Origin of the sequence: Pseudoalteromonas sp. SG43-4, from assembly GCF_014164325.1 — a bacterium.
Taxonomy (GTDB): Bacteria; Pseudomonadota; Gammaproteobacteria; order Enterobacterales; family Alteromonadaceae; genus Pseudoalteromonas; species Pseudoalteromonas distincta.
This window is the reverse complement of sequence record NZ_JACJFB010000008.1, coordinates 88,759-115,295: the sequence shown is the minus strand read 5'-3', so window position 1 is coordinate 115,295 and position 26,537 is coordinate 88,759. Positions and strand designations below refer to the sequence as shown.

At 38.4% G+C, this 26,537-nt stretch carries 28 protein-coding genes; 19 read left to right on the top strand and 9 right to left on the bottom strand.

Going from position 1 to position 26,537, the window contains the following annotated elements; translation table 11 throughout:
- Positions 1–100 precede the first annotated feature (100 nt).
- The gene (gene tyrR, locus H5160_RS10040; RefSeq protein WP_002958215.1) at positions 101–1,657 is read left to right on the top strand and encodes a transcriptional regulator TyrR; all 1,557 of its coding nucleotides are present in this window, start codon (positions 101–103) and stop codon (positions 1,655–1,657) included.
- A gap of 28 nt (positions 1,658–1,685) precedes the next feature.
- Here tyrR and H5160_RS10035 read toward each other — a convergent pair whose 3' ends face one another.
- Positions 1,686–2,180, bottom strand: coding sequence for a hypothetical protein (locus tag H5160_RS10035; protein ID WP_182673719.1), 495 nt, complete (start codon positions 2,178–2,180; stop codon positions 1,686–1,688).
- A gap of 105 nt (positions 2,181–2,285) precedes the next feature.
- Between H5160_RS10035 and H5160_RS10030 the strand changes: the two genes are divergently transcribed.
- Entirely contained in the window at positions 2,286–2,825 is a 540-nt protein-coding gene (locus H5160_RS10030; protein ID WP_182737354.1) for a thioesterase family protein, read from the top strand.
- Positions 2,826–2,907: 82 nt separating this feature from the next.
- On the opposite strand, the gene H5160_RS10025 is transcribed toward H5160_RS10030, so the two are convergent.
- Positions 2,908–3,561 (bottom strand): OmpW family protein, encoded by a 654-nt coding sequence (locus H5160_RS10025; protein ID WP_024596630.1) that lies wholly within the window; start codon positions 3,559–3,561, stop codon positions 2,908–2,910.
- Between the two features lie 412 nt (positions 3,562–3,973).
- Positions 3,974–5,680, bottom strand: coding sequence for a lysophospholipid acyltransferase family protein (locus tag H5160_RS10020; protein ID WP_182737353.1), 1,707 nt, complete (start codon positions 5,678–5,680; stop codon positions 3,974–3,976).
- A gap of 129 nt (positions 5,681–5,809) precedes the next feature.
- Between H5160_RS10020 and H5160_RS10015 the strand changes: the two genes are divergently transcribed.
- Entirely contained in the window at positions 5,810–6,730 is a 921-nt protein-coding gene (locus H5160_RS10015; RefSeq protein WP_024596628.1) for a glyoxylate/hydroxypyruvate reductase A, read from the top strand.
- A gap of 96 nt (positions 6,731–6,826) precedes the next feature.
- Positions 6,827–6,973 carry a hypothetical protein gene (locus tag H5160_RS10010; RefSeq protein WP_002958221.1) on the top strand — a complete coding sequence of 49 codons (147 nt, stop codon included), beginning with the start codon at positions 6,827–6,829 and terminating at the stop codon, positions 6,971–6,973.
- Between the two features lie 194 nt (positions 6,974–7,167).
- Here H5160_RS10010 and H5160_RS10005 read toward each other — a convergent pair whose 3' ends face one another.
- Together H5160_RS10005 and H5160_RS10000 are read right to left on the bottom strand one after the other, a co-directional pair.
- Positions 7,168–7,413, bottom strand: a complete 246-nt coding sequence (locus H5160_RS10005; RefSeq protein ID WP_002958222.1) for a hypothetical protein — start codon at positions 7,411–7,413, stop codon at positions 7,168–7,170.
- A 106-nt stretch (positions 7,414–7,519) separates the two neighbouring features.
- Positions 7,520–7,963, bottom strand: a complete 444-nt coding sequence (locus H5160_RS10000; protein WP_024596627.1) for a hypothetical protein — start codon at positions 7,961–7,963, stop codon at positions 7,520–7,522.
- A 113-nt stretch (positions 7,964–8,076) separates the two neighbouring features.
- Between H5160_RS10000 and H5160_RS09995 the strand changes: the two genes are divergently transcribed.
- Positions 8,077–8,460, top strand: a complete 384-nt coding sequence (locus H5160_RS09995; RefSeq protein WP_002958224.1) for a response regulator — start codon at positions 8,077–8,079, stop codon at positions 8,458–8,460.
- 107 nt (positions 8,461–8,567) lie between these two features.
- Here H5160_RS09995 and rpsT read toward each other — a convergent pair whose 3' ends face one another.
- Positions 8,568–8,828, bottom strand: coding sequence for a 30S ribosomal protein S20 (gene rpsT, locus H5160_RS09990; protein ID WP_002958225.1), 261 nt, complete (start codon positions 8,826–8,828; stop codon positions 8,568–8,570).
- A gap of 295 nt (positions 8,829–9,123) precedes the next feature.
- Between rpsT and murJ the strand changes: the two genes are divergently transcribed.
- The 13 genes from murJ to H5160_RS09925 all read left to right on the top strand — a co-directional run bounded on the left by murJ (position 9,124) and on the right by H5160_RS09925 (position 24,034).
- The gene (murJ, locus tag H5160_RS09985) at positions 9,124–10,662 is read left to right on the top strand and encodes a murein biosynthesis integral membrane protein MurJ (protein WP_404936231.1); all 1,539 of its coding nucleotides are present in this window, start codon (positions 9,124–9,126) and stop codon (positions 10,660–10,662) included.
- 84 nt (positions 10,663–10,746) lie between these two features.
- Complete coding sequence (ribF, locus tag H5160_RS09980; protein ID WP_024596625.1) at positions 10,747–11,697, top strand: bifunctional riboflavin kinase/FAD synthetase; 951 nt, start codon at positions 10,747–10,749, stop codon at positions 11,695–11,697.
- A gap of 5 nt (positions 11,698–11,702) precedes the next feature.
- Positions 11,703–14,531 (top strand): isoleucine--tRNA ligase, encoded by a 2,829-nt coding sequence (ileS, locus tag H5160_RS09975; RefSeq protein ID WP_182737352.1) that lies wholly within the window; start codon positions 11,703–11,705, stop codon positions 14,529–14,531.
- A gap of 12 nt (positions 14,532–14,543) precedes the next feature.
- Positions 14,544–15,044, top strand: a complete 501-nt coding sequence (gene lspA, locus H5160_RS09970; protein WP_002958230.1) for a signal peptidase II — start codon at positions 14,544–14,546, stop codon at positions 15,042–15,044.
- Complete coding sequence (fkpB, locus tag H5160_RS09965) at positions 15,041–15,481, top strand: FKBP-type peptidyl-prolyl cis-trans isomerase (protein ID WP_002958231.1); 441 nt, start codon at positions 15,041–15,043, stop codon at positions 15,479–15,481. Before lspA ends, fkpB begins: the two co-directional genes overlap by 4 nt.
- A complete protein-coding gene (gene ispH, locus H5160_RS09960) occupies positions 15,481–16,410 on the top strand; it encodes a 4-hydroxy-3-methylbut-2-enyl diphosphate reductase (protein WP_182737350.1) in 930 nt (309 codons plus the stop codon). The genes fkpB and ispH overlap by 1 nt, the downstream gene beginning before the upstream one ends.
- A 29-nt stretch (positions 16,411–16,439) precedes the next feature.
- A complete protein-coding gene (locus tag H5160_RS09955) occupies positions 16,440–17,474 on the top strand; it encodes a sensor histidine kinase (RefSeq protein WP_182737349.1) in 1,035 nt (344 codons plus the stop codon).
- Positions 17,471–18,172 carry a LytTR family DNA-binding domain-containing protein gene (locus H5160_RS09950; protein ID WP_182737347.1) on the top strand — a complete coding sequence of 234 codons (702 nt, stop codon included), beginning with the start codon at positions 17,471–17,473 and terminating at the stop codon, positions 18,170–18,172. Before H5160_RS09955 ends, H5160_RS09950 begins: the two co-directional genes overlap by 4 nt.
- Positions 18,173–18,357: 185 nt before the next feature.
- On the top strand, positions 18,358–18,918 hold the full coding sequence (gene pilV, locus H5160_RS09945) for a type IV pilus modification protein PilV (protein WP_024596572.1): 561 nt from the start codon (positions 18,358–18,360) through the stop codon (positions 18,916–18,918).
- Position 18,919: 1 nt separating this feature from the next.
- Positions 18,920–19,897, top strand: coding sequence for a PilW family protein (locus tag H5160_RS09940; protein ID WP_182696013.1), 978 nt, complete (start codon positions 18,920–18,922; stop codon positions 19,895–19,897).
- Entirely contained in the window at positions 19,885–20,388 is a 504-nt protein-coding gene (locus H5160_RS09935; protein WP_024596574.1) for a hypothetical protein, read from the top strand. The genes H5160_RS09940 and H5160_RS09935 overlap by 13 nt, the downstream gene beginning before the upstream one ends.
- Position 20,389: 1 nt before the next feature.
- Complete coding sequence (locus H5160_RS09930; protein WP_182737346.1) at positions 20,390–23,608, top strand: PilC/PilY family type IV pilus protein; 3,219 nt, start codon at positions 20,390–20,392, stop codon at positions 23,606–23,608.
- A gap of 9 nt (positions 23,609–23,617) precedes the next feature.
- On the top strand, positions 23,618–24,034 hold the full coding sequence (locus H5160_RS09925; protein ID WP_024596576.1) for a type IV pilin protein: 417 nt from the start codon (positions 23,618–23,620) through the stop codon (positions 24,032–24,034).
- Positions 24,035–24,040: 6 nt separating this feature from the next.
- Here H5160_RS09925 and H5160_RS09920 read toward each other — a convergent pair whose 3' ends face one another.
- Positions 24,041–24,571, bottom strand: a complete 531-nt coding sequence (locus H5160_RS09920; protein ID WP_024596577.1) for a GspH/FimT family pseudopilin — start codon at positions 24,569–24,571, stop codon at positions 24,041–24,043.
- Positions 24,572–24,650: 79 nt separating this feature from the next.
- Positions 24,651–25,214 carry a GspH/FimT family pseudopilin gene (locus H5160_RS09915; protein WP_165723617.1) on the bottom strand — a complete coding sequence of 188 codons (564 nt, stop codon included), beginning with the start codon at positions 25,212–25,214 and terminating at the stop codon, positions 24,651–24,653.
- A 160-nt stretch (positions 25,215–25,374) separates the two neighbouring features.
- On the opposite strand from H5160_RS09915, the gene glnB reads away from it, so the two are divergent.
- Positions 25,375–25,713 carry a nitrogen regulatory protein P-II gene (gene glnB, locus H5160_RS09910; RefSeq protein ID WP_002962211.1) on the top strand — a complete coding sequence of 113 codons (339 nt, stop codon included), beginning with the start codon at positions 25,375–25,377 and terminating at the stop codon, positions 25,711–25,713.
- A 50-nt stretch (positions 25,714–25,763) separates the two neighbouring features.
- Here the strand turns inward: glnB and H5160_RS09905 are convergent, their stop codons facing one another.
- Complete coding sequence (locus H5160_RS09905; RefSeq protein ID WP_002962210.1) at positions 25,764–26,528, bottom strand: outer membrane protein assembly factor BamD; 765 nt, start codon at positions 26,526–26,528, stop codon at positions 25,764–25,766.
- Positions 26,529–26,537 lie beyond the last annotated feature (9 nt).

Genomic DNA, 26,537 nt, shown 5'->3' with positions numbered 1-26,537 from the left:
TAGTAGCCTATTTTGTCCAAAAATGTTTACAATAAGCTACCTTCTCAAAGCGACTTAGCGTATTATTCGGCTAATATAGTTTTTCCTTCTTTGAGGATGTATGCGTCTAGATATTCACTGTGCTGATCGAATTGGTATTGCTCAAGAAATCCTTAACATACTAGTTAACTACAGCGTTGATTTAAAAGGAATCGAAGTCGATTCTGTAAATTGTCGTATGTACGTCAGCTTTCCCGAAATAGAATTTGAACAATTTCAAAAAATTATGCCATCGATACGTTTAATCGACGGCGTACATGACGTGCGTACCACTGCGTTTTTACCATCTGAGCGTGAACACAACGAATTAAATACTTTGCTACGTGCATTGCCTGATGGCGTTATCTCTATTGATGCTAAAGGTTGGGTACGCTTATGCAACGATGCAGCATGTAAGGACTTACAGTTAATTGAAAAAGAAGTTATTGGTGCAAATATTAATAACTTACTTAAAGGGTTTAACTTTACGCGTTGGCTAGAAGGTAAAGAAGTGCTTGGGCAAACCACGCGCGTTGAAGTGGCGGGTGAAGATTTTATTGCAGACATTTTACCAATTGCAGTCCCTCAAGGTAGTGAAGGTGATGTGCTTGCGGGTGCGGTTATTAACATTAAATCGCAAAGCCGCTTAGGGCAGCAGGTCAGTGCATTTAGACGCTACGGGCAAGAAAGCTTTGCTACTATTCATAACTTTAGTACGGCAATGCGCCGAGTTGTGCGCGAAGCACGCAAAATGGCGCAACTAGAAGCCCCTATTTTGATTACTGGCGAAACTGGCACTGGTAAAGAGTTATTAGCTCGCGCGTGTCATTACGCATCTAATCGGTCTGTTAAGCCTTTTATTGCGCTATCGTGTGCTTCACTTCCTGATGATGTTGCTGAGTCTGAATTATTTGGTTATGCCGGGTACGAAGAAAACGCAGCGCCAAAGCGTGGTGTATTAGAGCAAGCTGATGGTGGAACTGTATTTTTAGATGAAGTTGGCGAAATGTCGACTCAACTACAAACTAAGTTACTGCGTTTTTTACAAGATGGTACGTTTAGAAAAGTAGGCGATGAGAACGAAGTTAAAGTAAATGTTCGTATTGTAGCTGCTACTCAAAAAGACTTACCTGCAATGGTACAAGAAGGGGTTTTTAGAGAAGACTTATATTACCGTATAAACGTGCTTACTTTAGAAATAGCACCACTAAGAGATAGAAAAGCAGATGTAGGGCCACTTGCAGAGCACTTTATTCAAAAATATGCACAGCAAAATGGTCATGCAATTCCTGTTTTATCACAAGAGTGTTTAAGCTTCTTACAAGAGTATCCGTGGCCTGGAAATGTTCGTCAGCTGGAAAATGCCATTTACCGTGCAGTGTCGTTACTAGATGATAGCGAGCTTCGCGTAGAGCATTTGCAGTTACCAACTTTTACCCATGATTTAGGGTATTTAGAGTCTGATTTTGAGGGCTCACTAGATCAAGCTGTTAAGCGCTTTGAAGCGACTTTACTTCGTAAACTTTACCCCGCTTACCCAAGCTCGCGTCAGTTAGCTAAGCGATTGGGCCTAAGTCACACCGCTGTAGCTAATAAGTTACGTGATTACGGGATTAACCGAAAAACAGTAAAAGTGTAATTGGCCTAAATAAATTAAAATATGGGGACTAATTTTTAGTGCCCATATTTTTTGTTACCCCATCAATTGCAATCGTCTCAATACCTTCTTCGTTAAAGTTCATTACGATACTGGCGTTATTACGAGTGAAAAAATAGCTACGGCCATTTAGCTCAATAACATAGTCACCTTTTACCGGATCGCTAAACTGCTGCTTTTTTAAAGTGACTGTATGTTCGCCAATTTGCCATTCAAACTCTTCAATAAACCCATTATTAAATTCTTGAACCCATACTTGGCTGTCATCTTTTGAAAGCGTGATAGCGACAGAATAAGAGCTAGGAATTTGCTCCATATTGTAACTTTTAGATCCAATAGTAAATTTCTCAGCTTTTTGCTGCCATTCAAAACCAAATTTAAATTCTTTAACTACACCGGTAGGGTAAGTTACTGAGCCTTTACCTGGTAACGAAAAATCGGCAAAAGCATTGTAGCTAGGGGCTAATAGGGCCAGTGCAGCGATGATTTTTAGTTTTGATTTCATTAGTTATCTTTTTATTGTAATAATGATTTAAGATTAAAGTAGAATATTCGTCTTCGCAAGGGGCTATGCTACACTCGAATAAATTTAACTGGTAAGACCTTTATTGTGAACTTATATATTCGACTTTTATTATTATTTTTCAAAATTAAACGCAATAAGCAATATCAAAATCTACTTGATATAGTAGATATTGATTACAAAGCTTTGCCGACTGATTGTGATATTAATCTACATTTAACGAACTCACGCTATCTTGCGATGATGGATTTATCTCGCACGTGGATGACGGAGCGTGTTGGCTTACTAAAACAAATAATGAAGCGTCGTTGGTTTCCGATTGTTAACGCAACTGCTATTACTTATATCCGCGATATTAAACCTATGCAGCGATATACAATAAGTACTAAGTTAGTTGGCTGGGATCATAAATACTTTTATATTGAGCAAAAGTTTCACTCAGAGCGAGGCTTACATGCTATTGCTTATGTACGCGGTGTATTTAAAAGTAAAAAGGGTATTATAAGTATTGAAGAAATGCTTGAAGTTGCTGGTTTTGATGGGCAAACACCTATATTGCCAAGTGAAGTAATGCACTGGAAAGAAATGTTAGAGCAGAAAAAGTTAAGTAACCTGCCAAATCGCTAATACCCTACAAATGAGAAAAAAGGCCTTTCGGCCTTTTAACATACATTGTAATTGGGTAACTATGTACTACTTCATATATGCTTTAAAAGCTGTACCTAACACCAAACATAGCCACAACAGGGTCAAGCTCAACAGTTGATGTAAGCGATTTTGCACCATTAGCATAAACAGTGGCATCGGTATCAATATCCATAATTGATACCATAGCGTGTAAACCCCAGTTTTTATCAATTTTATAGTTAGCACCTACCTGAGCCATAAAGCCAAACGAATCATCTAACTTTACTTCTACATCGTCTGTTCCTAGCGTTGCTTTAAGTGCTTGAGAGGGTTGCTCATCAAAAAATGTAGTGTAGTTTATGCCTACGCCTATAAAAGGTCTTAGCGCATAGCTTGTATCTAAAAAGTGGTATTGTGCAACCAATGACGGTGGAAGTTGTTTTATATCTGCAATTTTGTTGCCTGCTAAGCCGTCTGCGCCATTTACATCGTGTGAAAACGGTGTTGCTGCTATCAGCTCTAACACCCATTGATCGTTAAATGCATAATCTACGGTGATACCTAGTTGAGTATCTGAATCACCTTTAAGGCCTAGCGTAGGTGCTTCATTAATCGCTGAGCTACTGTTATCAGGGTTTACGTTAATAGCGCCAACATTTACGCTAAAGTTAGCGTGTGCAGCTGGAGAGAGTGCTAATAAAGAGGTTAATAATGCGATGCTAATTTGAGTTTTCATGTTGTTCTCCAAGAACTACTGTTTGATTGGCGCTATTATTACCGAGCAATAAATATGAAAACCTGTTCTAGATCAAAGTTTAAAAAGCATTTGAAGCTTATAAAATATTTTATTGATTTAGATTAATTTTAGTGTCGTTATGCTTTTGTAAAGATTGACATATTTATTTAATTAACAGTCACATGAATATATTAAGGCAGGCACTGCCTTGCCATAATCTCGTGTTTAACCAAGGGCCTTAATAAACAAGAAAATATGTTTTTAGCAGGGTTCAAAAAATAATTAAAACAGCCGACACTTAAAAAAGTATTGGAAGACTTAAATGCGATTGAGTCGGTTTGTATAATGAAATATAAACCGAGTATTTTATAATACATAAAATACTCGGTGCACTGACTTTACTTATCAATAGTTATTCTAAATAACGTTTAGCTTTGTTTTCTTTCACACTTTTAAGATCGACTAATACCAATCCATCAATACAATTATTAAAATCGGGATCAATGCTAAAGCTTAAAAATTGTACACCGCCAGGGTTGCAAAGCTCAGTATATTGTTTAAATAAAGTAGGGACTTGAGCGCCCATATTAGCTAACACATGTTTTAACTCTACAAAATCTTCTTTAACATCGTTTCCATTAAAAAGAATATTGCATTGAGTTAGCTGTTGCTCAGTTAATTTAAGCTCATTATTAGGCGTAGCTAGTTCTATACTGCTTTTATAATAATGTTGATAGTAATAAACGAGCATGGCTTTGGCTTGCTCAGGTAGAGCGTTGGACACGCTTACAGCCCCAAATAAATATCTATACTGTGGGTAGTTTTTTATAAAAGCACCAATACCGTACCATAAATAGTCGAGACTCTTACGTCCCCAATACTTAGGTTGTACAAAACTTCTACCAAGCTCAATACCTTGGTGTAGATAGGGCGTCATAGCGTCGGTGTAAGAAAATAAACTATCGGTATATAAACCTTCACGTCCATGCTTTTGTATTATCTGTTGTGCGCAGGCTAATCGATAAGCACCTACTAGCTCTAGTTGCATAGGGTCCCACAGTACAAGGTGTTGGTAATCCATATCGTATTTATCTATATCACGACGCTTACCGCTTCCTTCACCTACTGCTCTAAATGCGATTTCTCTGAGGCGTCCTAGCTCTCTAAAAATAGGGGAACTACCTACATATTGATATAGATGAATGTGCATGCCATCGTGTGTTTTACCCAGAAGCTGACATTGCTCAATTGCTCTTTTTAGTTCTTTTCTACACTCGGGCACAGCAATAGGTGTTTGTGTTTTTAGCGGCAGTGTTTTTTTAGTTGTAAGCCTATAAAGCTGTTTACGGATGAGGTTTACAACTTCTTTATCTTTAAGGTTTTCTATTAAGTAGGACTCAGGAGGGATAGAGGCGCCAATCTCAAACTCTAAAGATTTTTGGCGCTGCTTAAACATTTCTGTCACTAATAATAAACTTGCCAAAGGTTTATAAATCATTGATGTACCATAAAAAAGCGGACTATTTTTGGCTTTAATAAAAATAGGTAAAATTGGGCAGTTGGCTTTTTTTGCCATACGTAAAAAACCGCTATTCCATTTGCAATCCTTAATACCGGTTGGTCCTAGGCGCGACACTTCCCCTGCAGGAAATATAAGTAAGGCACCTCCACCTTTTAAATGGTTTTGTATATTACTAAGCTCTTGCTTTTTACTCATACCAGATAAGTTATCAACAGGGAGTAAAAGAGAATGCATTGCGCTGACCGACATTAACATGCGGTTTGCGACTACTTTTAAATCCTGCCTTACTGTAGAGAGTACTTTGATAAGTGCTAAAGCATCTAGTGAACCAATAGGGTGGTTAGCAACAATAACAAGTTTACCCTCGTTAGGAATATGTTCTATCTGCTTAGGTTTATAGCGCGTGTCAAAATTGAGTTCATCAAGTACTTGCTCAACAAATTCTAATCCTTGTAGGTGAGGGTAGGTATTACCAAAGGTGATAAACTCTTGTTCATGTAATAAGTAACCTAAGCCCTTTTTTACTAAACCTTTTACTTTTGGAGAGTTCTCTAGTTGTGGTAAGTTTGCTGCAATTACTTTATCAACACTTATCATATTAACCTCATATTCCGTTTGGTCTATTCGCTATACATGTAAGATTAAAAAAAGGGTGTGACAGTTACTTTGCAGTAGTGTGACTTTTTAAAGTACTAAATTATAAACTGTGAATTGCTAGGAGAATTTATGTCGGTATTGGTGGCTATAACGGGGCGCAACAACGAAAAGCTAATAACGAAGTTACAAGAGCGATTACCAAATACATTGATAGAGCAATGGCCTGATTGCAAAAACGCAAATAATGTGGATTTTGTACTTGCGTGGAATGCTCCTGAGTCTCTGTGGCCGCAGCTGCCTAACTTAAAAGCTGTGTCGTCATTTGGTGCAGGCGTAGACAGTATCGATTTAACATTACTCGACGAAAGTGTCGAAGTAGTACGTATTGTTGACATGCAACTAGCTGAAGATATGGCGGAATATGTACTTACACATGTCTTAGCTCAAAAATTACGCTTAAAAGAGTATTACACTAAACAAACACAGCAAACATGGAAGCCAAAACGAGCTTTTAGTAATAAACATGTTGGTATACTTGGATTTGGCGAATTAGGTAAAGCATGTGCGCAAAAACTTGTAACTAATGGTTTTAAAGTAAGTGCCTGGGCGCAAAGTAATAAAAACACGACTAATGTCGAGGTTTATTATGGCGATGAAGGACTTAGCGATATGCTTTCTGACGTTGACTACCTTGTATGTCTATTACCCCTTACGCAAGCAACTACAGGCATTATTAATCACTCAATGCTCGCTAAGCTACCTTCACATGCTGTTGTTATTAATGTGGCACGTGGCGCTCATGTGGTTGAGCAAGATTTATTAAATGCATTAAATAGCGATAGCTTACGCGCTGCTACCTTGGATGTTTTTGACCAAGAACCTTTAACGCAGAACCACCCTTACTGGGGAAATCCCAAAATAACACTTACACCACATTGTGCAGCGCTATCTGATTTAAATAGCGTTATAGACCAAATAGCCGATAATATTGAACGTTTGAATAAGGGCTTAGCACTCAATAATTCAGTGGATAGAACAAAAGGTTATTAGCTGATAGCTAATTAGTTTAAAAAACAGCTTGTTAACATTTGTAATTTTCATTAGTGTAAAAGATATTCTCACTAATAAAAATATAAAGAGGGTGTTATGAAATCCAGTCAAAGTGGGGCTAAATTAAGCCTCGTTGTTATTTCAATTATCGTGCTAGGTGTTTCAGCTTGGTTTAATCAGGCTAACGCTGAAGATAGTCCATCTAAAACACAAACCCAAAGTGAATTAACAATAGCAGATTAACCTAGCTTATTAGGTATTTTCGGTTTTCGTCTTTCTTCTCGTTTCTCTCAACAGTACATGCTCAGCACCATTATTGTAGTGGTGCTTTAGTGGCGTTTAATATTGTCCTGATCCAACGTGTTTCTAATATTTTAAAAATTCGCAATAAAAAAGCCCAGCAATGCTGGGCTATTAAATATTCTAAGGAAAAGTTGTTAACTTTGGGTTACATTAAATTGCCCGAATGTATAAACTTTAAACAAGTAAAAAGTGTTGATCAACACTAAACTCATATTTGAAATAACGCTCGACGACATAAGATCTAGGCTAAATGATAAGAACAATAAACCACATGCACTAATGGCGGCAACGCGCAGCAGTGTTATCTGGTTAATAAAGAATGCACCTAAACCTAGTGCAAGTAGTGTAGTATTTAAAAGCCAATCTAGCTCGTTTAGCATGGTCGTTTCAATAGTTCAGTTGTTGAAAAAAGGAGCGCCATTATGTTGATCTTTTGCACACCTTTCAACCAAGTAATTTTAAATTTTCAGATTAGTTTTTTTAATGCTAAAAGTAACTGCCAATTGCCGAAAACAAACCATTGTCAGCAATTACTTGATACTTTTGACAGCTCTGTGGTTTTTGTAAATCACTGCATAAATAAAGGGATTCACGGCTAGAATCATAGTTGGGGTGCAGGTTGGAATCAATTAAAGTAGCTCCGTAACCTAAAAGTCCAGGCCAGTAAACACTTTCACTTACCATCCCTAATTTTTTATAGGTGAGCAAGGTTGGTTTTGGAAAAGCTAAAATTATTACAATAACAATGGCCAGAGATATAAATAGCCCCTTTTTTGACTTTGTTTTTTGGCTAGTGCCATTGTTTATGTTTGTTTTTTCCTCTACGGGTATAGAGCGCTGAGTAGGGCGTTGCGGCTTTCTTTTTTGCGCTGTTTTTTTTCTTGTTGGTGCTTTACCTAGCAACGACTGTTTATTTGGGGTTTTAGACATAAAGCAAATCTGGCCTTTTTTCCGTAGGTCTCTATAATTAAATGAGCAAATTTATATACTAAGCTAATTATTATGATAACTTAAAGTTAGCTTATAGCCTACGAGGAATAAAGATGAATACGCAGCTATCAATTTTAATTGTAGATGACGTTAGCACAGTGCGTAGTTTTTTGAGCCAAACGCTCATGCACTTAGGGATAGATAACGTAAAGGAAGCATCTACTGCCTCACAATGTATTAGTGAGTGCCAGGCTGCAAATTATAATATCATTTTTTTAGACATAGAACTGCCGGACGGCGATGGCAAAGATTTGATTGCACAAATCAATGAATTAAGCCCTGAGACAAATGTTGTAATGGTATCTGCACATTCAGGTATTGAAAATGTTAAGGATGCAATTGATAAAGGCGCTAAAGGATTTGTAGTGAAGCCGTTTACACCTAAAAAAATAGCGGCAATGCTTAAGAAGTTTTATCCAGACTTGGAAAATGTATGACACTAATCTGTTTAAATATTTATGTCGACTGTTATTAAAGTACGAGTTTAAATCTTAGATAAAAAAAAACCGGCAAAAGCCGGTTTTTATATTCTATCAAAAACAAATTATAGAGCTTTAATCTTAGCTGCTATACGGCTCTTATGACGAGCTGCTTTGTTTTTGTGAATTAGACCCTTAGTTGCGTAACGGTCTAGGATAGGTGTAGCAACAGAAAAAGCTTGCTGTGCAGCTTCTTTATCGCCCGCTTCAATAGCAACAATTACTTTTTTGAAGTAAGTGCGCATCATTGAACGACGGCTTGCGTTGTGCTGACGGTTTTTTTCGCTTGTGATAGCGCGTTTTTTTGCAGACTTGATGTTAGCCAAGGTTTGCTCCTAACAATCTTAAAATAAAGCTTAAATTAAAGGCCGTGGAATATGCCTGTTTCTATCATGGATGTCAATTTAAATTTAACAATCCAAGAAAAACTGCACCATATAACGAGCATCAATTTGCCGCTTTAGCAGTTAATATAGACATTGTAACAAAGCACAGACCCCCAGCCTAGTGCTTTAAAGCGATTTATAAAAAAGACTGTGGCATAATCGCCTATCTTGAGGATTTTTGAGTAGGTTTAAGGTGTCAAAAGGTTTATTTCGCTCTGGTATGATTGTTAGTTGTATGACTATGATATCGCGTATTTTAGGGCTCGTTCGAGATGCTGTCGTTGCCAATTTATTAGGCGCAAGTGCAGCGGCTGATGTTTTTTTATTTGCTAACCGTATTCCTAATTTTTTACGCCGTTTATTTGCAGAAGGTGCCTTCGCACAAGCATTCGTACCTGTGCTAAGTGAAATTAAAGAACAGCAAGGAGACGACAAAGTCAGACTTTTTGTTGCACAAGCAGCAGGCACCTTAGGAACCATTTTGCTAATTGTCACTATTATAGGTGTTGTTGCTTCCCCTGTTATTGCAGCATTATTTGGTACCGGTTGGTTTATAGATTGGTGGCAAGGCGGACCTAATGCCGAAAAATTTGAACTTGCAAGTTCACTACTTAAACTTACATTCCCTTATTTATTTTTTGTAAGCTTAGTTGCACTTAGTGGTGCGGTTATGAATGTGTATAACCGTTTCGCTGTTGCTGCATTTACACCAGTTTTGCTTAATGTTTCTATTATTACGTGTGCAATTTTTTTACATGATAAATTTTCAGTAGGTGCTTATGCACTTGCCATAGGTGTATTTGTCGGTGGTGTAGTGCAGCTACTATTTCAACTACCGTTCTTGTATCGCGCTAAAATGTTGGCGCGTCCGCGCTGGGCATGGCAAGACGAAAACGTAAAAAAAGTACGAAAACTTATGCTACCGGCTTTGTTTGGTGTCTCTATTAGTCAAATTAATCTGTTGCTCGATACCATGATTGCGTCATTACTGATGACGGGTTCAATTGCGTGGCTTTATTATTCAGACCGCTTAATTGAATTTCCGCTGGGATTATTTGGTATTGGTATTGCGACGGTTATTTTACCGGCGCTTTCTAAACTACATAGCAGTAAAAAAAGTAGCGACTTTCAGCATACTCTCGATTGGGGAGTTCGTTTTGTTATATTTTTAGGCCTACCAGCAATGGTAGGTTTGATGATCATCAGCCCACTTATTATTACCGTGTTGTTCGACCACGGTGCATTTAAAGAAGACAGTATTGATCATGTCAAAGCTGTAAGCTTAGGCGTAGTCGCATATTCGGTCGGTCTTGTAAGCTTTATGCTAATAAAAGTACTCGCTCCTGGCTTTTATGCTCGTCAAGATACAAAAACACCGGTGCGTATCGGTATTATTACCTTAGTACTTAATATGGTGTTTAACATTATGCTGGCTCCTTTCATTGGTTATTTAGGGTTGGCACTTGCTACTTCGTTATCGGCTAGCTGCAATGCATTTTTATTATACAGACAGCTTAAAAAAGAAAATGTATACCAGTTCTCATCAATGAGTATGCGCTTTACACTTAAATGTGTTGTTGCAAGTATTGTTATGGGAGCTGTCACATGGTTTGTGAGCAGTTACTATTATTGGGCTACATGGGCCTTTACACAGCAAGTAATATTATTAGTAGCGCTAGTGGCTTTGGCTGGTATTAGCTACTTTGCAATGCTATTTGTGATGGGCGTTAGACTAAATACGATAAAAAGTGTAGCAATTACTGAATCAAACTAAAAAAAAGATTATAATCGGCAACTCTGCGGCTTTAATCATTTTTTAGCCGTAATTAATAGCTCGCTAAACAAGGCATTAGGTGGCATGGAGTTAATTAGAGGTATACACAATATTCGCCCACACCATTTTGGTTGTGTGTTAACTATTGGTAATTTTGACGGCGTTCATTTAGGCCACGCAGAAGTATTAAAAGGTTTACTTAGCGATGCTAAAGCGCATAGTTTGCCTAGCACTGTAATGCTGTTTGAACCCCAGCCACAAGAGTTTTTTGCTAAAAACAATGCCCCTGCACGGTTAACGCGCTTACGAGATAAATTACGTTTATTGAGTGATTTAGGTATTGAGCGAGTTATTTGCATTAGCTTTAATCAGCAATTTGCAAACATGCATGCTGAGCAATTCGTTAATGAGATTTTGATTAAAAAGTTAGGTGTTAAAGCACTTACTGTTGGTGATGATTTTAAGTTTGGAAAGCAACGCCAAGGTAACTTTCACTTACTTGCTAGCATGGGTAAGCAAGCTGGCATGGATGTAAAAAGCACCGCGAGCTTTCGTCAATTAAATGCTAGAGTAAGCAGCACTTTAATACGAGATGCTTTAGCATCCGGTGACTTAGCGAGTGCTAAAATAATGCTTGGTCACGATTATGCTATTTCTGGGCGTGTTATACATGGCTGGAAAAGAGGACGTGAACTCGGTTTTAGAACGGCAAATATAGCCCTAAAACGCCAAGTGTGTCCTGTCAACGGAGTGTTTGCAGTGCAAGCAACGATTGCAGGAAAACAGATTTTTGGAGTTGCAAATGTAGGTAATAAGCCGACATTTAATGGAACTCGTGCATTATTAGAAGTTCACCTTTTTGATTTTGCACAGGATATTTACGGACAATTTATGCATGTGGAGTTAATAGAAAAACTTCGCGATGAGAAAAAATTCGAGACATTAACACAATTAACGGCGCAAATAGCAACTGATGTTGCTGCCGCTAAGCAGTGTTTTGGTTTAAATCAGGTAGCCGATAGAGACGGAATGTAGGATAAATGAGCGACTATAAACATACTTTGAACTTACCGGAAACACCGTTTCCAATGCGTGGCAATTTGGCACAACGTGAACCAAAAATGCTTAAAGCATGGTATGAGGACGACCTTTATGGTCAAATTCGCAGCGCTAAGAAAGGTAAAAAAACCTTTATTTTGCATGACGGCCCTCCGTATGCAAATGGCGATATCCATTTAGGCCACTCAGTTAATAAAATATTAAAAGATATTATTGTTAAGTCTAAAACATTATCTGACTTTGATTCACCATTAGTTCCAGGTTGGGATTGTCATGGTTTACCAATCGAGTTAATGGTTGAGAAAAAAGTAGGCAAGCCGGGTGTAAAAGTTACTGCGAGTGAGTTTCGTGAAAAATGCCGTGCATACGCTAAAAAACAAGTTGAAGGTCAAAAAGTTGATTTTAAACGTTTAGGCGTATTTGCAGATTGGGATAAGCCGTATTTAACAATGAACTTTGACTTTGAAGCGAATGCGATTCGTGTGCTTGGTCGAATTATTGAAAAAGGTCATTTGCATAAAGGCGCCAAGCCTGTGCATTGGTGTACAGACTGTGGCTCTGCATTAGCCGAAGCAGAAGTTGAATACCAAGATAAACAGTCTCCAGCAATAGATGTGCGTTTTACATTTGTTGATCAAGATGCTGTTGTTAGTGCATTTGATTTGGCTGATGGTCATAAAGGTGAAGGCAGTGTTGGTACTGTTATTTGGACAACAACACCGTGGACGCTTCCTGCAAACCGCGCTGTGGCTGTGCATGCCGATTTAGAGTATGCGTTAGTACAGGTTGAAGATGAAGGCGTACAACAACGTCTAATTTTAGGTTCTGAGCTTGTTAAAGATGCTATGGACCGTTTTGGTTTTAATCACTTTCACGTACTAGGGTATGTAAAAGGTGCAGCGCTTGAAAACTTGCAAGTAGCCCATCCTTTTTATGATTTTAATGTACCAGTGATTGTTGCAGAACACGTAACTACTGATTCAGGTACTGGTGTTGTACATACCGCCCCAGGCCATGGTCAAGAAGATTTCGTGGCTGGTTTAAATTACAACCTTGAAGTGGCTAACCCTGTTGGTGCAAATGGTGTTTATTTACCAGATACCGAACTTTTTGCAGGTCAGCACGTATTTAAGGCAAATGCGAGCGTAATTGAAGTATTACAAGAGCGTGGTGCGCTTATGCATCATCATGCGCTTACGCATAGTTACCCACATTGCTGGCGTCATAAAACACCAATCATTTTCCGTGCTACACCACAATGGTTTGTAAGTATGGATCAGGCTAATTTACGTCAAGATTCTCTTGCTGAGATTAAAAACACGCAGTGGTTACCAGAGTGGGGCGAAAGCCGTATTTCTAACATGGTTGAAAGCCGCCCAGATTGGTGTATTTCTCGCCAGCGTACTTGGGGCGTTCCTATTGCATTGTTCGTTGATAAAGACACCGGTGCACTTCACCCAAATACACAAGAGCTAATTGCTCAAGCAGCAGAGCTTGTTGAAAAGTCTGGTATACAAGCATGGTACGATTTAGAACCAGCTACTTTACTTGGTGAAGAAGACGCCAAGCAATACATGAAAGTGCAAGATACGCTAGATGTATGGTTTGACTCAGGTGTGTCACACGCTTGTGTAGTAGATGCACGTGAAGACTTGGTTGGTCCAGCTGACTTATATCTTGAAGGTTCTGATCAGCACCGTGGTTGGTTTATGTCGTCAATGATGACATCAGTTGCGATTAATGGACATGCACCATATAAGCAAGTGCTTACGCATGGTTTTACCGTTGATGAAAATGGCCGTAAAATGTCTAAGTCGTTAGGCAATGTTATTTCACCACAAAATGTGATGAATAAACTAGGTGCTGACATTCTACGTTTGTGGGTGGCTTCTACCGATTACACGGCAGAAATGACTGTGTCGGATGAAATATTTAAACGCTCAGCCGATCGTTACCGCCGTATTCGTAACACTAGCCGTTACTTGCTTGCTAACCTAAATGGTTTTAACCCAGAAACAGATCAAGTAGCTGTTGATGATATGGTTGAGCTTGATAAGTGGATTGTTGGCCGTGCAGCTCAGTTGCAAGACGAGATTTTAGCCGCATACGACAGCTACCAAATGCTATTAGTAACGCAAAAGCTAATGAACTTCTGTACGGGTGAGCTTGGCTCGTTCTATTTAGATGTTATTAAAGATCGTCAATATACAGCTAAGAGTGATAGCCATGCACGTCGTTCTTGTCAAACTGCGCTTTATCATATTGCAGAAGCAATGACGCGTTGGATGGCACCTATTATGAGCTTTACCGCACAAGAAATTTGGGAAGCGTTACCGGGTGAGCGTAGTGACTACGTATTTACATCAGTTTGGTACGATGGCTTACAAGCACCAACAAATAGCCAATTTAGTAACGATGATTGGTTAGAGATTTTAACTGTACGTGACGAAGTAAACCGCTTATTAGAAGCTGCACGTAAAGAAGAAGTCATTGGTGCAACACTTCAAGCAACGGTGAATTTATTTACGGGTAAAGAGCTTGCCGCTAAATTAAACGCGCTTGGTGATGAACTGCGTTTTGTATTGTTAACATCAGCCGTGAATGTTACTGAAGTTGATAGCCAGCCTGTAGATACACAAGCTACCGAGATTGAAGGTTTGTTCATTAGCGTTGCTGCAACAGATGCTGCTAAATGTGAGCGTTGTTGGCATTACAGCGAAGATGTAGGCGTTGAGCCTGCTCATCCTGAAATTTGTGGTCGTTGTGTAAGTAATGTTGACGGCGAAGGTGAAAAGCGTCAATTCGCTTAGGAGTTATTCTTAGTGAGCAAACTAGCCCAAAAAAGTGGTTTAGTGTGGCTTTGGTTGAGTCTATTACTTTTAGTAATAGACTTTGCCAGTAAAACACTTGTTGTAGGGACTATGGCTTATCAAGAGTCTATAAACTTACTCCCTGTTTTTAGTATTACTTATGTACATAACTATGGTGCTGCTTATAGCTTTTTAAGTGAAGCGGGTGGTTGGCAGCGTTGGTTTTTAAGTGCAATTGCCGTTGCTATTAGTGCTTTGCTTGTATGGTGGCTAAAACGCTTACCTGCTACAAATAAAGTACTATGCGGTGCTTATGCATTGGTACTTGCTGGCGCTATTGGTAATTTATACGATCGTATTGCGTATGGTTATGTAATCGACTTTATTCACGTTTTTTATAAAGACTCACATTTTCCTGTATTCAATATTGCCGATTGCGCTATTTGTATTGGCGCAGCATTATTGTTATTTGACGCCTTCACCGGCGAGAGTCCAAAGGAGCATAAAGCATGAGCCAAGCTGTAATTGGTGAAAACTCGCAAGTTATTTTCCATTTTTCTATTAAATTAGAAGATGGCTCTGCCGCTGATTCTACCAAGGTGCACAACAAACCTGCTAAATTAACAATGGGTGATGGCAGCTTAACGGCAAACTTCGAAAAGTGTTTATTAGGTTTAACTGCAGGCGAAAGTAAAACGTTTGAATTAGAACCTGAAGATGCTTTTGGTCAACCAAACCCAGATAATATTTACTACGTTGACCGTAGTAAGTTTGGTCCAGAAACACCAGCTAAGGTAGGTGCAATTATTGCGTTTACTCAACCTGATGGCACTGAGCTTCCTGGTTTAGTTCGCGAAGTGCAAGGTGAGTCGGTAACGATTGATTTTAATCACCCTTTATCTGGCCAGCGTTTAACCTTTGAAGTTGATATTATTGAGGTGGAAGGTTAATGGAAATATTACTAGCTAATCCTCGCGGCTTTTGCGCTGGTGTTGACCGTGCTATTAGTATTGTTGAGCGCGCTTTAGATATTTTTGAAAAGCCAATTTATGTTCGCCACGAAGTAGTACATAACCGCTATGTGGTTGATGGACTAAAAAGCCGTGGTGCGGTATTTGTTGAAGAGCTTGATCAAGTACCTGACGACAGTATTGTTATTTTTAGCGCACATGGCGTATCGCAAGCGGTTCGCAGCGAGGCTAAACGTCGTGATTTAAAAGTATTTGATGCAACTTGTCCGCTTGTAACTAAAGTGCATATGGAAGTTACACGTGCGAGTCGCAAAGGTATTGAGTGTATTTTAATTGGACATCATGGTCACCCTGAAGTAGAGGGAACAATGGGACAATATGATAACTCAGACGGTGGTATTTATCTTGTTGAAACCGTTGATGATGTTGTTGCGCTTAATGTAAAAAATGCTGAAAATCTTTTTTACTGTAGTCAAACGACTTTATCAGTTGATGATACTACTGATGTTATTGATGCACTACGCAATAAGTTTCCATCAATTGACGGACCTCGTAAAGATGATATTTGTTATGCAACGCAAAATCGTCAGGATGCTGTTCGTGACTTAGCTGACAAAGTTGATGTGCTATTAGTTGTTGGCGCTAAAAACAGCTCTAACTCTAATCGCTTACGTGAACTTGCAGATAAAATGGGCACTGTTGCTTATTTAATTGATGATGCAACTGATGTGCAAGAGCAGTGGGTTTCAGGTTCTAAATCAGTGGGTGTAACTGCGGGTGCATCTGCGCCAGAAGTACTTGTACAACAAGTTATAAGCCGATTAAAAGATCTTGGTGGTACGCAGGTTGTTGAAAACCCAGGCGAAGAAGAGAATATCGTATTTGCTGTTCCTGTAGAGCTACGTTAATTTAAAATTTAGATTATAGGAGAGTCGTTATGAGCAAGTCACTAAAAAATGATGGTTTGCTTTTTTCGGCTCTTTTTAATGAGCGAGGCGTACTAGCTTCGCTTATTGTTTCTCAAGTTATTGCTATTGTTTTAGCCTTTGCACCCAATGTAGAAGGAGATATTTGGCTTCGACTTGGGATCATCAGTTTGTTTATGCATTTAATTGTTTTAGTCGGTACCTCTTCTTTATACTTTTGTAGATTTTTCTTACAAACGCGCACTCAAACTTTTCAATTAAGTTTGTTTTTTATCTTTTTTTTATTATCTACATGCATTTTTAGTATTTTATTTTCCCATTTTGCTTTTGATATAGATGATACAGATAACTTAATTTATTTCACACTTCGCAATTGCATTATAGTGGCTTTGCTGGCGGCTTTATTCGTCCAATTTTTATTAATTCATTTTGAGAAAGAGCAGCAAACTAAAGCGCTTTCTCGAGCTGAGCTTGATGCCTTGCAAGCTAGAATACGTCCTCATTTTTTATATAATAGTTTAAACACCGCTGCAGAGCTTACTCATCATGATGCCGATGCGGCAGAGCAGGCTATTTTAGCATTAGCCGCCTTATCGCAGGCAGCAATGCACTCAGGAAAAAATGTATCTCTTGACGATGAAATAACGCTGAGTAAGCAATATATAGCACTTGAAACATGGCGTTTCGGTAATCGCTTAATCGTTGATTGGCAAATACCTAATGAACTACCTGCATTGAGCATTCCTTGTTTAACCCTGCAGCCATTAATTGAAAATGCAGTATGCCACGGTGTTGAAACAAGTGAGCATGGTGCAGAAATAAAAGTAGAGCTACATATTACTACCGGCTATATAACCATGATTGTTTCTAACCCAATAACAATTTCTAATGCTCAAACTAGGCCTAATAACGGCATGGCGCTTGAAAATATTCGCCAGCGATTAAATATTTATTATAAAAATAAAGCGCAGCTAACAATTACTAATAAAAATGATGTGTTTAGGGTCAAGGTCGTGATCCCTAAGCTTATTGAGGGTAGTGTATGAACGTACTCATTGTTGATGATGAACCTCTTGCGAGATCGCGCTTAATTCGTTTGTTGGCACATGATAAAAGTATAGTTGTACAAGGCGAGGCTAGTAATGGTAATGAAGCTCTGGTACTTGCTAAAAAGCAAACGCCGGATTTGATTTTTTTAGATGTTGATATGCCCGGTATGAATGGTTTGCAAGTTGCTAATGAGCTCAATAGTTTAACTCTACCTCCTGCTATTGTTTTTATAACTGCTCACTCTGAGCATGCCTTCGATGCTTTACAATTAAGCGCTGCAGGCTATTTAGTTAAACCTATTTCAGAGCAATCATTGCAAAAGGTGCTTAAGCAAGTCGGGCGCTTAAATAAAGTACATATTCAAAAACAACAAAATGCAAAAATCTCTTATCAGCTAGCTGGTACTCTACGCAGTGTTGATATAAATGATGTTTTGTATTTTAGTGCCGAAGAAAAGTATACCAAAATGATATTCTGTGGTGGAGAAGCTTTACTTGAACAAAGTCTAAAACAATTAGAGTTACAATTTCCTACACATATTTTGCGAATTCATCGCAATACATTGGTTAATAAACAAAAAGTAATTGCTTTGCATTCAAAAGCGAATGGCAATCATATGATTGAGCTACAAGGGGGCAGTGAGTTATTGCCAGTGAGCCGCCGTGAGCTTAAATTAGTAAAAAATTCGCTTTAGGCTTACCTTGCAATTAACCTCCCCTTGATTTAAATACATTTGAGTCTTAATTATCAACGGTGTTATTGAATAAACAGGTTTAATTAACCGTTTATCAACAAATATAACCGCTTGTCTTAGTCCTCATTGATTCCTCAAATAAATAACATAAACTTAAAATCAGAAAATTTTTATTTGGTTTTATTATGCAATCACCTCACGTAAAAGTGCAAAGAGGCTTCACTTTGATTGAAGTGCTAATTGCATTTATTATTCTTAGTTTTGGCCTTTTAGGCGCAGTTGCTTTGCAAGCAAAAGCAAAGCAAGCAAGCTTTGATTCTATGCAGCGTGCTGCTGCAGTTGCACTTGGTAATGATATTGTGCAGCGTATCCGTGCTAACGATACCCCGCAAATAGCTAGCCTATATACCCAAACATTTAATAGCGAAGCCTCAACTAAAACCTCACAGACGTGTTTTACAAGCACTTGTAGCGCAGCGCAAGTTGCAGCCCTAGACCTTGAGCAATGGAAAAGAGCTATAAAAGCAAGGGAAAACACAGGCTCTTTAGATGACGCAACTGTATGTATTGCGGCTACTGCAGTTGCAGGTACAGGTGGTAAAGCATTTAATTTAGAGGTCGTTGTATCTTGGCAAGGGCGTCAAGAGTTTAATGCAAATAGTACGACTGGAGACATCAAGTGTGGAACGGCTGATAAAAAGCGCCGTTTAGTTGTTTTAACTAGTTATATTTACCTTAGGAGCTAACATGAAGCAAAAAGGTTTTACACTTGTAGAAATGATGATTTCATTATTTATTGGTGGGTTAATTTTAGGCGGCGTTATGTTTACCTATATAGGTATGAAAGTAACCACTAAAGATACGATGACTATTGGTGAACTTCAAGAATCAGGACGCCTTGCAATTAACATAATGCAACGTGATATTGAACAAATTGGCTTTTGGGGCACTTATTATGATGATTCTTTTACTTCGGTAAACACAGAAGCATTATCAAACCCGCTAAATGACTGTTTTGAAGGACTAAATAACGGTAGTTTTCCTGATTTGGCAACTGCGAGTAACTTTAGAACTATTTATGCGAAGGTTGCAGATGCTTCAAAAGAACTAAACTGCGTAACGAGTCCAGTAAAAGGTACCGATATTATTCAGTTAAAGTTTTTACAAGGTGATCAATTAACTGAAGGTGAGACTCAAACGAGTGAAAACTATTTCATAGCGGAGCAAGAGAGAGCCCAATTCAAGCGAGGTGAAATTACAGGAAGTTCTGTTAATGCCTCTATTTGGCCGTATAGCCATCATGTTTATTATATTTCAGAGCAAACATATAAAGTAAATAACAAGAACCTAACTGTACCTGCATTAATGAGAAAGCGCTTAGTTGGTGGGAATATCACCACAGAAACTATTATGGAAGGTGTCGAAAACATGCGGTTTGTTTTTGGTCTCGATACAAACAGCGACAATCGTGTAGATACATACCGAAGTATTAAAAGTATGGAGCACACTGATTGGGAAAATCGAAAGGGTATTTTAACAGTACAGGTATTTTTATTAATACGCGCATTGGAGCCAGACCCTGGGGTTAAAATTAAAAACCAAACTTACATATTAGGTGAAGATGAAGACAAGCGTGAATTGAAATTCACAGATAGTTTCAGACGCACAGTGTTTACCACGACTATTCGATTAAATAATGTTGGATCAAATTTATGGCGTATTTAAAACAATCACAGAAAAAGCAGCAGGGTGTAGTACTGATCACCGCTCTAATAATGGTAATTGCAGTGACGGGTATAGCGGTGACTCTTATGAGCAGTAGTAGTATTGATATTAAAATTACCAATGCAGCGCAAGAGCGTGAAGTGGCCGAAAATGAACTTATTGGCGAAGTACAGCGCATGATTTCTGATGAAGCTAATAAAGGTGCGAATAATCAGTTTTTTTTGAGTCCAGATGAAGTCACTTCGATTGCAGCCTCTGATAAAGAAGGCATGGTGATCGCAACACATGATGGTATGCAAAGCAAAATGGTTAATCTAAACAAAGGTGCGCTTGACCTAGAGTGTCCTCGACGCTTTAATTTTACTGCAGGTATATCGTGCAATATGTTACAGGTCGCCACGACAATAGAATATGGCTCTAAAAGTAAGCATGAACTAACCATTGTTACAGGTGTAGCGCAAGAAATGGCTAGCATAAGTAAGGGGATTTAAGATGAAATTTAAATTAAACAAAGTGCTAGCCTCTTTACTTGGCTTAACAATAAGTGCGTCAGTTTATGCTGAAGATATAGAGCTTTATGTTAATCATGATGTGGATGTTGAAGAAAAACCTCGAGTATTACTGATTTTTGATACATCAGGAAGCATGGCTTTTTCATCAAGTACAGGTAGTAATTGTGGGCAATATTCGAGTGGAGGTTGGGTTTTATGTTCTGATAGTCGATTAGCTGCAGCACAGTTTGCGATGAATAAAGTTATTACCGATAACGAAGATACTATCGACTTTGGTTTAATGCGCTTTAAAGCCACAGACGGTGGTTATATAGTTAATGGAGTTGGTAAAGATTCTACAATTATACGAAATTCACTTGCTGCTTTACCTGCTGCTGGCGGTACTCCTTTGACAGAAACCCTTTGGGAAGCTTATTTATATATTACAGGGCAAAAAGTTCAATATGGCTTAGAGGCCACAATTCTTGAACGTGATACGAGTGTCGAGTTAAGAACTGGAAGTGAGTTTACACAGCTTGAATGTGGTTGGGTTAGAAATAGAGGTCGCTGGAGTTATGAGTGTGAAAATGTAACTACAAATAATTATGAGTATACTTACATATCGCCCTTTGCAGATAGCACCGCTGAGGCTAAGCGCTGCGACAACTCGATAAATATCATTTATATGACCGATGGCGACCCATCTGGTGATAATGATAGTGACAGCCAAATTAGTGCAGAGCATGAGAAGTACTTTGGGGAAGGATTAAACTGGAATACGGATAGTTACTACAGTAGTTACCTACACCAAATGGCTAAAATTATTCATGGTACAAGTGATACTACTGTTGATTTATACCCGTCGACTCCCGATATTCATGAAACAGGCCGTTTATATACTATCGGTTTTGGCTCTGGTATGAGCGCGAGTGGACAAGAGCTTTTACGTAGGGCCGCTTCTTTAGGTGGTGGTGAAAACTTGCCCGCAAGTACGCCAGATGAGCTTTCTGAATCATTAAACAGTGCAATTTCTCGTATTCGTGAAGTAAATGATAGCTTTTCATCGCCGTCCGTTGCTAGTAACAACGTAGATCAAACCCGTAGTCGAGATGCTATTTATTTTGCAATGTTTTATCCAGAGACAAATACCCGCTGGGGCGGTAACTTAAAAAAGTTAAAGGTATCGGGTAGTAACATAGTTGATTCAACAGGCAATGTAGCGCTTGATTCTAATGGTTTGATAGACACTGATGCAAAAACATTTTGGCTTCCTGATGGTAAGTCAGCAGATGGGAACTTAGTAGCACAAGGTGGCGTTAATTATCAACTAAGTACCTTAACAGGAACCAACGCAGAAGAACGAAGAACACTATATACAGATAAACAAGGCGATATAGTACGATTTACTACATCGATTGTTAGTGACATTCTTGATTTAATAACTAATAACCCAATTAGCTTATCTAGTTCAGATATTAAATGGGCTATGGGTATTGATGTTGATGATGAAGATAACGATAACGATACCACGGATCAAAGAGATGATATTTTTGGTGATCCTCTGCACTCAAAGCCTGTTGCGCTTGATTACGGTAATGATGATATTCGTATTCTTATTGGTACCAATGCTGGCTTTTTGCATATGTTTAAAGACGATGATACAAATAATGAAGTATCTGAAAGCTGGGCATTTATACCCTCAGAACTGTACAGTATTATCCAACCGCTGCGCAACAAAGAAACGGGTAAAAAATATGGTATGGATGGACCAATCAGCGTTTATTTTAATAATAAAAACTTAAATAGCGATGGTTTAAACGACGGGATTATTGATGCGAGTGGTGATGATGAAGTATGGGCTTTTGCAGGAATGCGTCGAGGTGGTAAAAACTACTACGCACTGGATATAACAAATCCCGATCAGCCTAAAAAACTATGGAGCGCACCAATAGAAGGCGGAAAAGGTGATTTTAAAGAGCTTGCGCAAACATGGTCAAAACCGCAAATAGCCTACATTAAAGCATTTGGTGACAAGCCTTTATTAATTTTTGGTGCTGGGTACGATACAAACAAAGATGCGGTGATTAAAAGTGAAGATAGTACAGGGCGAGGTATTTACATTGTTGAAGCCGAAACAGGTAAAAGAGTATGGGCATTAACACCCGATATTAATGGCTTTAAAGGTAAGCATAGTATTGCTGCAGATATTACCACGCTTGACTCAGATTATGATGGATATATAGACCGAATTTATGCGGCAGATACTGGTGGAGATATTTGGCGTATAGATATGCCAGGCACTAGTACTAGTGAATTTAGTCACTTTAAATTAGCTGAGCTTGGCAGTAATAAAGCAACTGAGGACAGACGCTTTTTTTACAAACCACTCGTTGCACGAACCATTTATAGTAAAGTAAGCGAGACAACCGTTGATGGTAGTACCGTTATAACACGCTTAGATACGCCGTATGATGCAATAGTTATTGGTAGTGGTAACCGCTCAAAACCAACCGGTACCAATGAAAAAGATCAACTGTTTATGATCAGAGATGAAAATACAGTTACTAAATCATATAAAACGAATGCACCGGATACTATTGTACCTGCTGATTTGATGCAAATGAATTCAGACCCATTTGGTAATGCTCTAGATGACGTTAATGATTTTGTTGACTTAGAAGTCGACTTGGCTAAATTTAATGGTTGGAGATATGAGTTAGGAACGGGTGAAAAATCACTAGCTGCTGCTACAGTTGTTGGAGGTGTTGCTTATTTTACAAGTTTCACACCTGCATCAGATACATCGACTGAAAACCAATGTTCACTAAGTGGTGGTGGTGGTTCTTTATACGCATTTCACTTACATTACGGTACTAAAGTGTATGACGACCTTAAATTTACAACCAGCTATGATGTACCAGATACACCTCAGTTATACTTTGGCGAAGGCCCTTCATGCGTAGATGGTAATGGAGATGGTAAGTGTGATGACAACCCAACAGTTGACGTAACACAAGAAAGTCAGTTTTATCTAATTGGGCCGGGTATCAAAGGTGAAAATGCTGAAAACCCAATGAAGCCTGTTGAGATAAAGGGCCCTGGCTTAACAATTGTTGATGGTAAAGTTGTATTGGTTAATGACAATGCTGTAGGGTTTGGCTTTAAAACTCAACAAACATATATCTATAAACGTGAAGAAAATGACGAAGTTAATAATTAAGGAAATTAAATGAAGAAACAACATGGGTTTACCTTAATTGAGCTGATGATAGCGGTTGCAATTGTAGGCATACTTGCCTCAATTGCATTGCCCAATTATACAGAATATGTAAAGCGTGCTTCGCGCGCTGAAGCTGCTGCAGCCTTGTTAGATGCTGCAAACAAAGAGGAGCAATATTTTGTAGATAATCGTGAGTATACGCAATCCTTTACTGACTTAGGGCTACAAAGTAAAACCGAAAATGGTCACTTTGAACTATCTATCAGCGTAGTTGATAGTAATACCTTCACTATTACAGCTAAGCCTATAGACGGTGCTGTAAAAGGAGATACTGATTGTAAAGAGCTTTCAATCACTGATATTGGTCTCAAAGGTGCAAAAGGGTCTAAAGGAGACACCGATATTGGTTATTGCTGGGGTCGATAGCCTAGATTACTTCTTCTGGCACTTATCAGTTGATTTAATACGTATTCTGCCAGTCTGACTTACTGATAAGGCCAACCCCTCGAGGTTGGCCTTATTGCTGTTGGGGCAATATATAAAAGTACCATTTTGAAAACCATTCAAAGAACCATCAGGACGAAACGTAATTGCGCTGCGAGGGTATTTAAGACTGTCAGCTTCATGGATCTCCTCAAAAGTACTTAAGAGTAGTTCATCATCATCTAACGAGGTTGATTTATCTTTGTCGATAAAGAGTGACATTTGGCCATTCCACTCGTCCTTTGTACATTGACTGTCTTTTAGTGCACAAAGCGTGACGTAAGTAGTATTTTCAATGGCATATAAACGGCCATAATTTATATTTCGGTGTAGGAGGTTTACGTGGTTATCTAAGCGGTTTTTAGCTAAAAAATCTGGGTAAAACCACATAGATAATTGGCTGATAATACTGACAACAGCCATAGATACCATTAATTCGAGAAGTGTTACTCCCTTACTTTTTGATATTGATAATCTCATCCTTGAAGACCTGAGTTAATAAATGATTAACTCAGTCTAGTAAATGATACAAATATGACAAGATATAATTGTACGTTTTTTAATCGCACTTTTCAGTGGTGTCACCAAGGTAGAAAGCAGTACCAGATACTGATACATTCAGCGCTTTATTGTTTTCATTGTCATTATTAGGGCAGTATACAAAGCCAGCAAAGTTACCGCTGGTGTTTAGATTTGTTGTAATGCGCCCACTAGTATTAAAGCGAAGGCTACTATCACCAGTAAATTTAACCTTGTCTATACTATTTATCTGCTCCATGGTGCGTAAAATAGTATCTTCTTTCCAGTTATATATTCCGTTATTATTAGTATCTACAAAGAGAGTTATGATTGAATCCTCCCCCCATGAACTTTGACATTTAAAGTATCTATTAATCTCAACTTTACTTATAGGAGCAGGGCATATGATAACAATTTCATCCGTACTTGCAGCTTGAGCACGGGCGTAGCTAATATTTCTTTTTAATTCCAACAAAAAATTCTCAGCTCTATTTTCTTCTAGCATATCGCTGCTATTCCAAATCGCAATTGATGCAATAATGCCAACGATAGCAACGGTTACCATGAGTTCTAAAAGGGTGAACCCGTTTTGTTTGTTTTTCATATTAATCTCATTTACTGCTAGTCATTTAAGTATAGCTATTTTTATATAATAAATTATACCACGATCGGTTGTTTTATCACCGTAATTCAATTGCTTTGTTTGCTATGAACACTATGATTGTCTAAAATCGAGGCAACTGAAGCTTTCAAAAGTAATTAATATGAAAAAAATAGAAGCAATTATCAAACCTTTTAAGTTAGACGATGTGCGTGAAGCGTTGTCAGATGTGGGTATCACGGGGATGACGGTAAGCGAAGTTAAAGGCTTTGGACGTCAAAAAGGTCACACAGAGCTATATCGTGGCGCAGAGTATATGGTCGATTTTTTACCTAAAGTAAAACTTGATATTGTATTGACTGATGAAGATGTAGACCGTGCAATTGAAGTTATTGTAAAAACGGCGCAAACAGGAAAAATCGGTGATGGTAAAATATTTGTCACAGATGTTGAGCGTGTAATACGTATTCGTACTGCAGAGGAAGATGAAGAAGCGATTTAAGCTTGTTTTTCTATGTAGTTAAAAGGCGCTTTAGTAAGCGCCTTTTTTATTTATTTAGTTCTTTTATTTAGTTTTCGTGTTTGCTTTGCGTGCTCACTAAGCTCAGTTAAACCTAATTGGTCGTAACTTTTCTCCATCATTTCAAGCGCGGGATCTAAGTAACTGCTTTGTGAATAATGCTCAACAACAAACTTACCTCTATTAGCAGCAGCTAAATAAGCTTCACGTTCGTAATAGTAAGTTGCTACTTTTAATTCATAACGTGCCATGCGGTTTAAAAGCCACACTAAACGACGCTTAGCTTCAGGCGCGTAATCACTTTTTGGAAAACGTTTTACTAATGTCGATAAATCTGTAAATGCAACACGAGTACGGTTAGCATCACGGTCGGCTCTATCTACACCAAAGTACTCTTGGAACGCATTTTTATCTGCTTTAATATTTACTAAACCACGCATGTAATACATGTAGTCTAAATCTTTATGATTTGGGTTTAAGCGAATAAAGCGGTCAATGGTTGCAAGTGCTTGTTCAGTATTACCTGATTGATAATGTGCATAGACTAAGTCCATTTGTACTTGCTTAGAGAATGGGCCAAATGGGTAGCGAGAGTCTATAGCACTCAAAAGTTCAATTGCACGAGCATATAAACCAGAATCTAGCGTTTCTTTTGCATCTTCATATAAAGCGTGTGCAGACTTATTCGGTACACGTTGAATGTCTTCTTGGTCTGGAGCAGACGAACAAGCGCCTAAACTAAGTACAGAAACTGAAAAAACAATGGCAAATGCACGTTTCCCTATTTTATTTATCATTTTATTTGT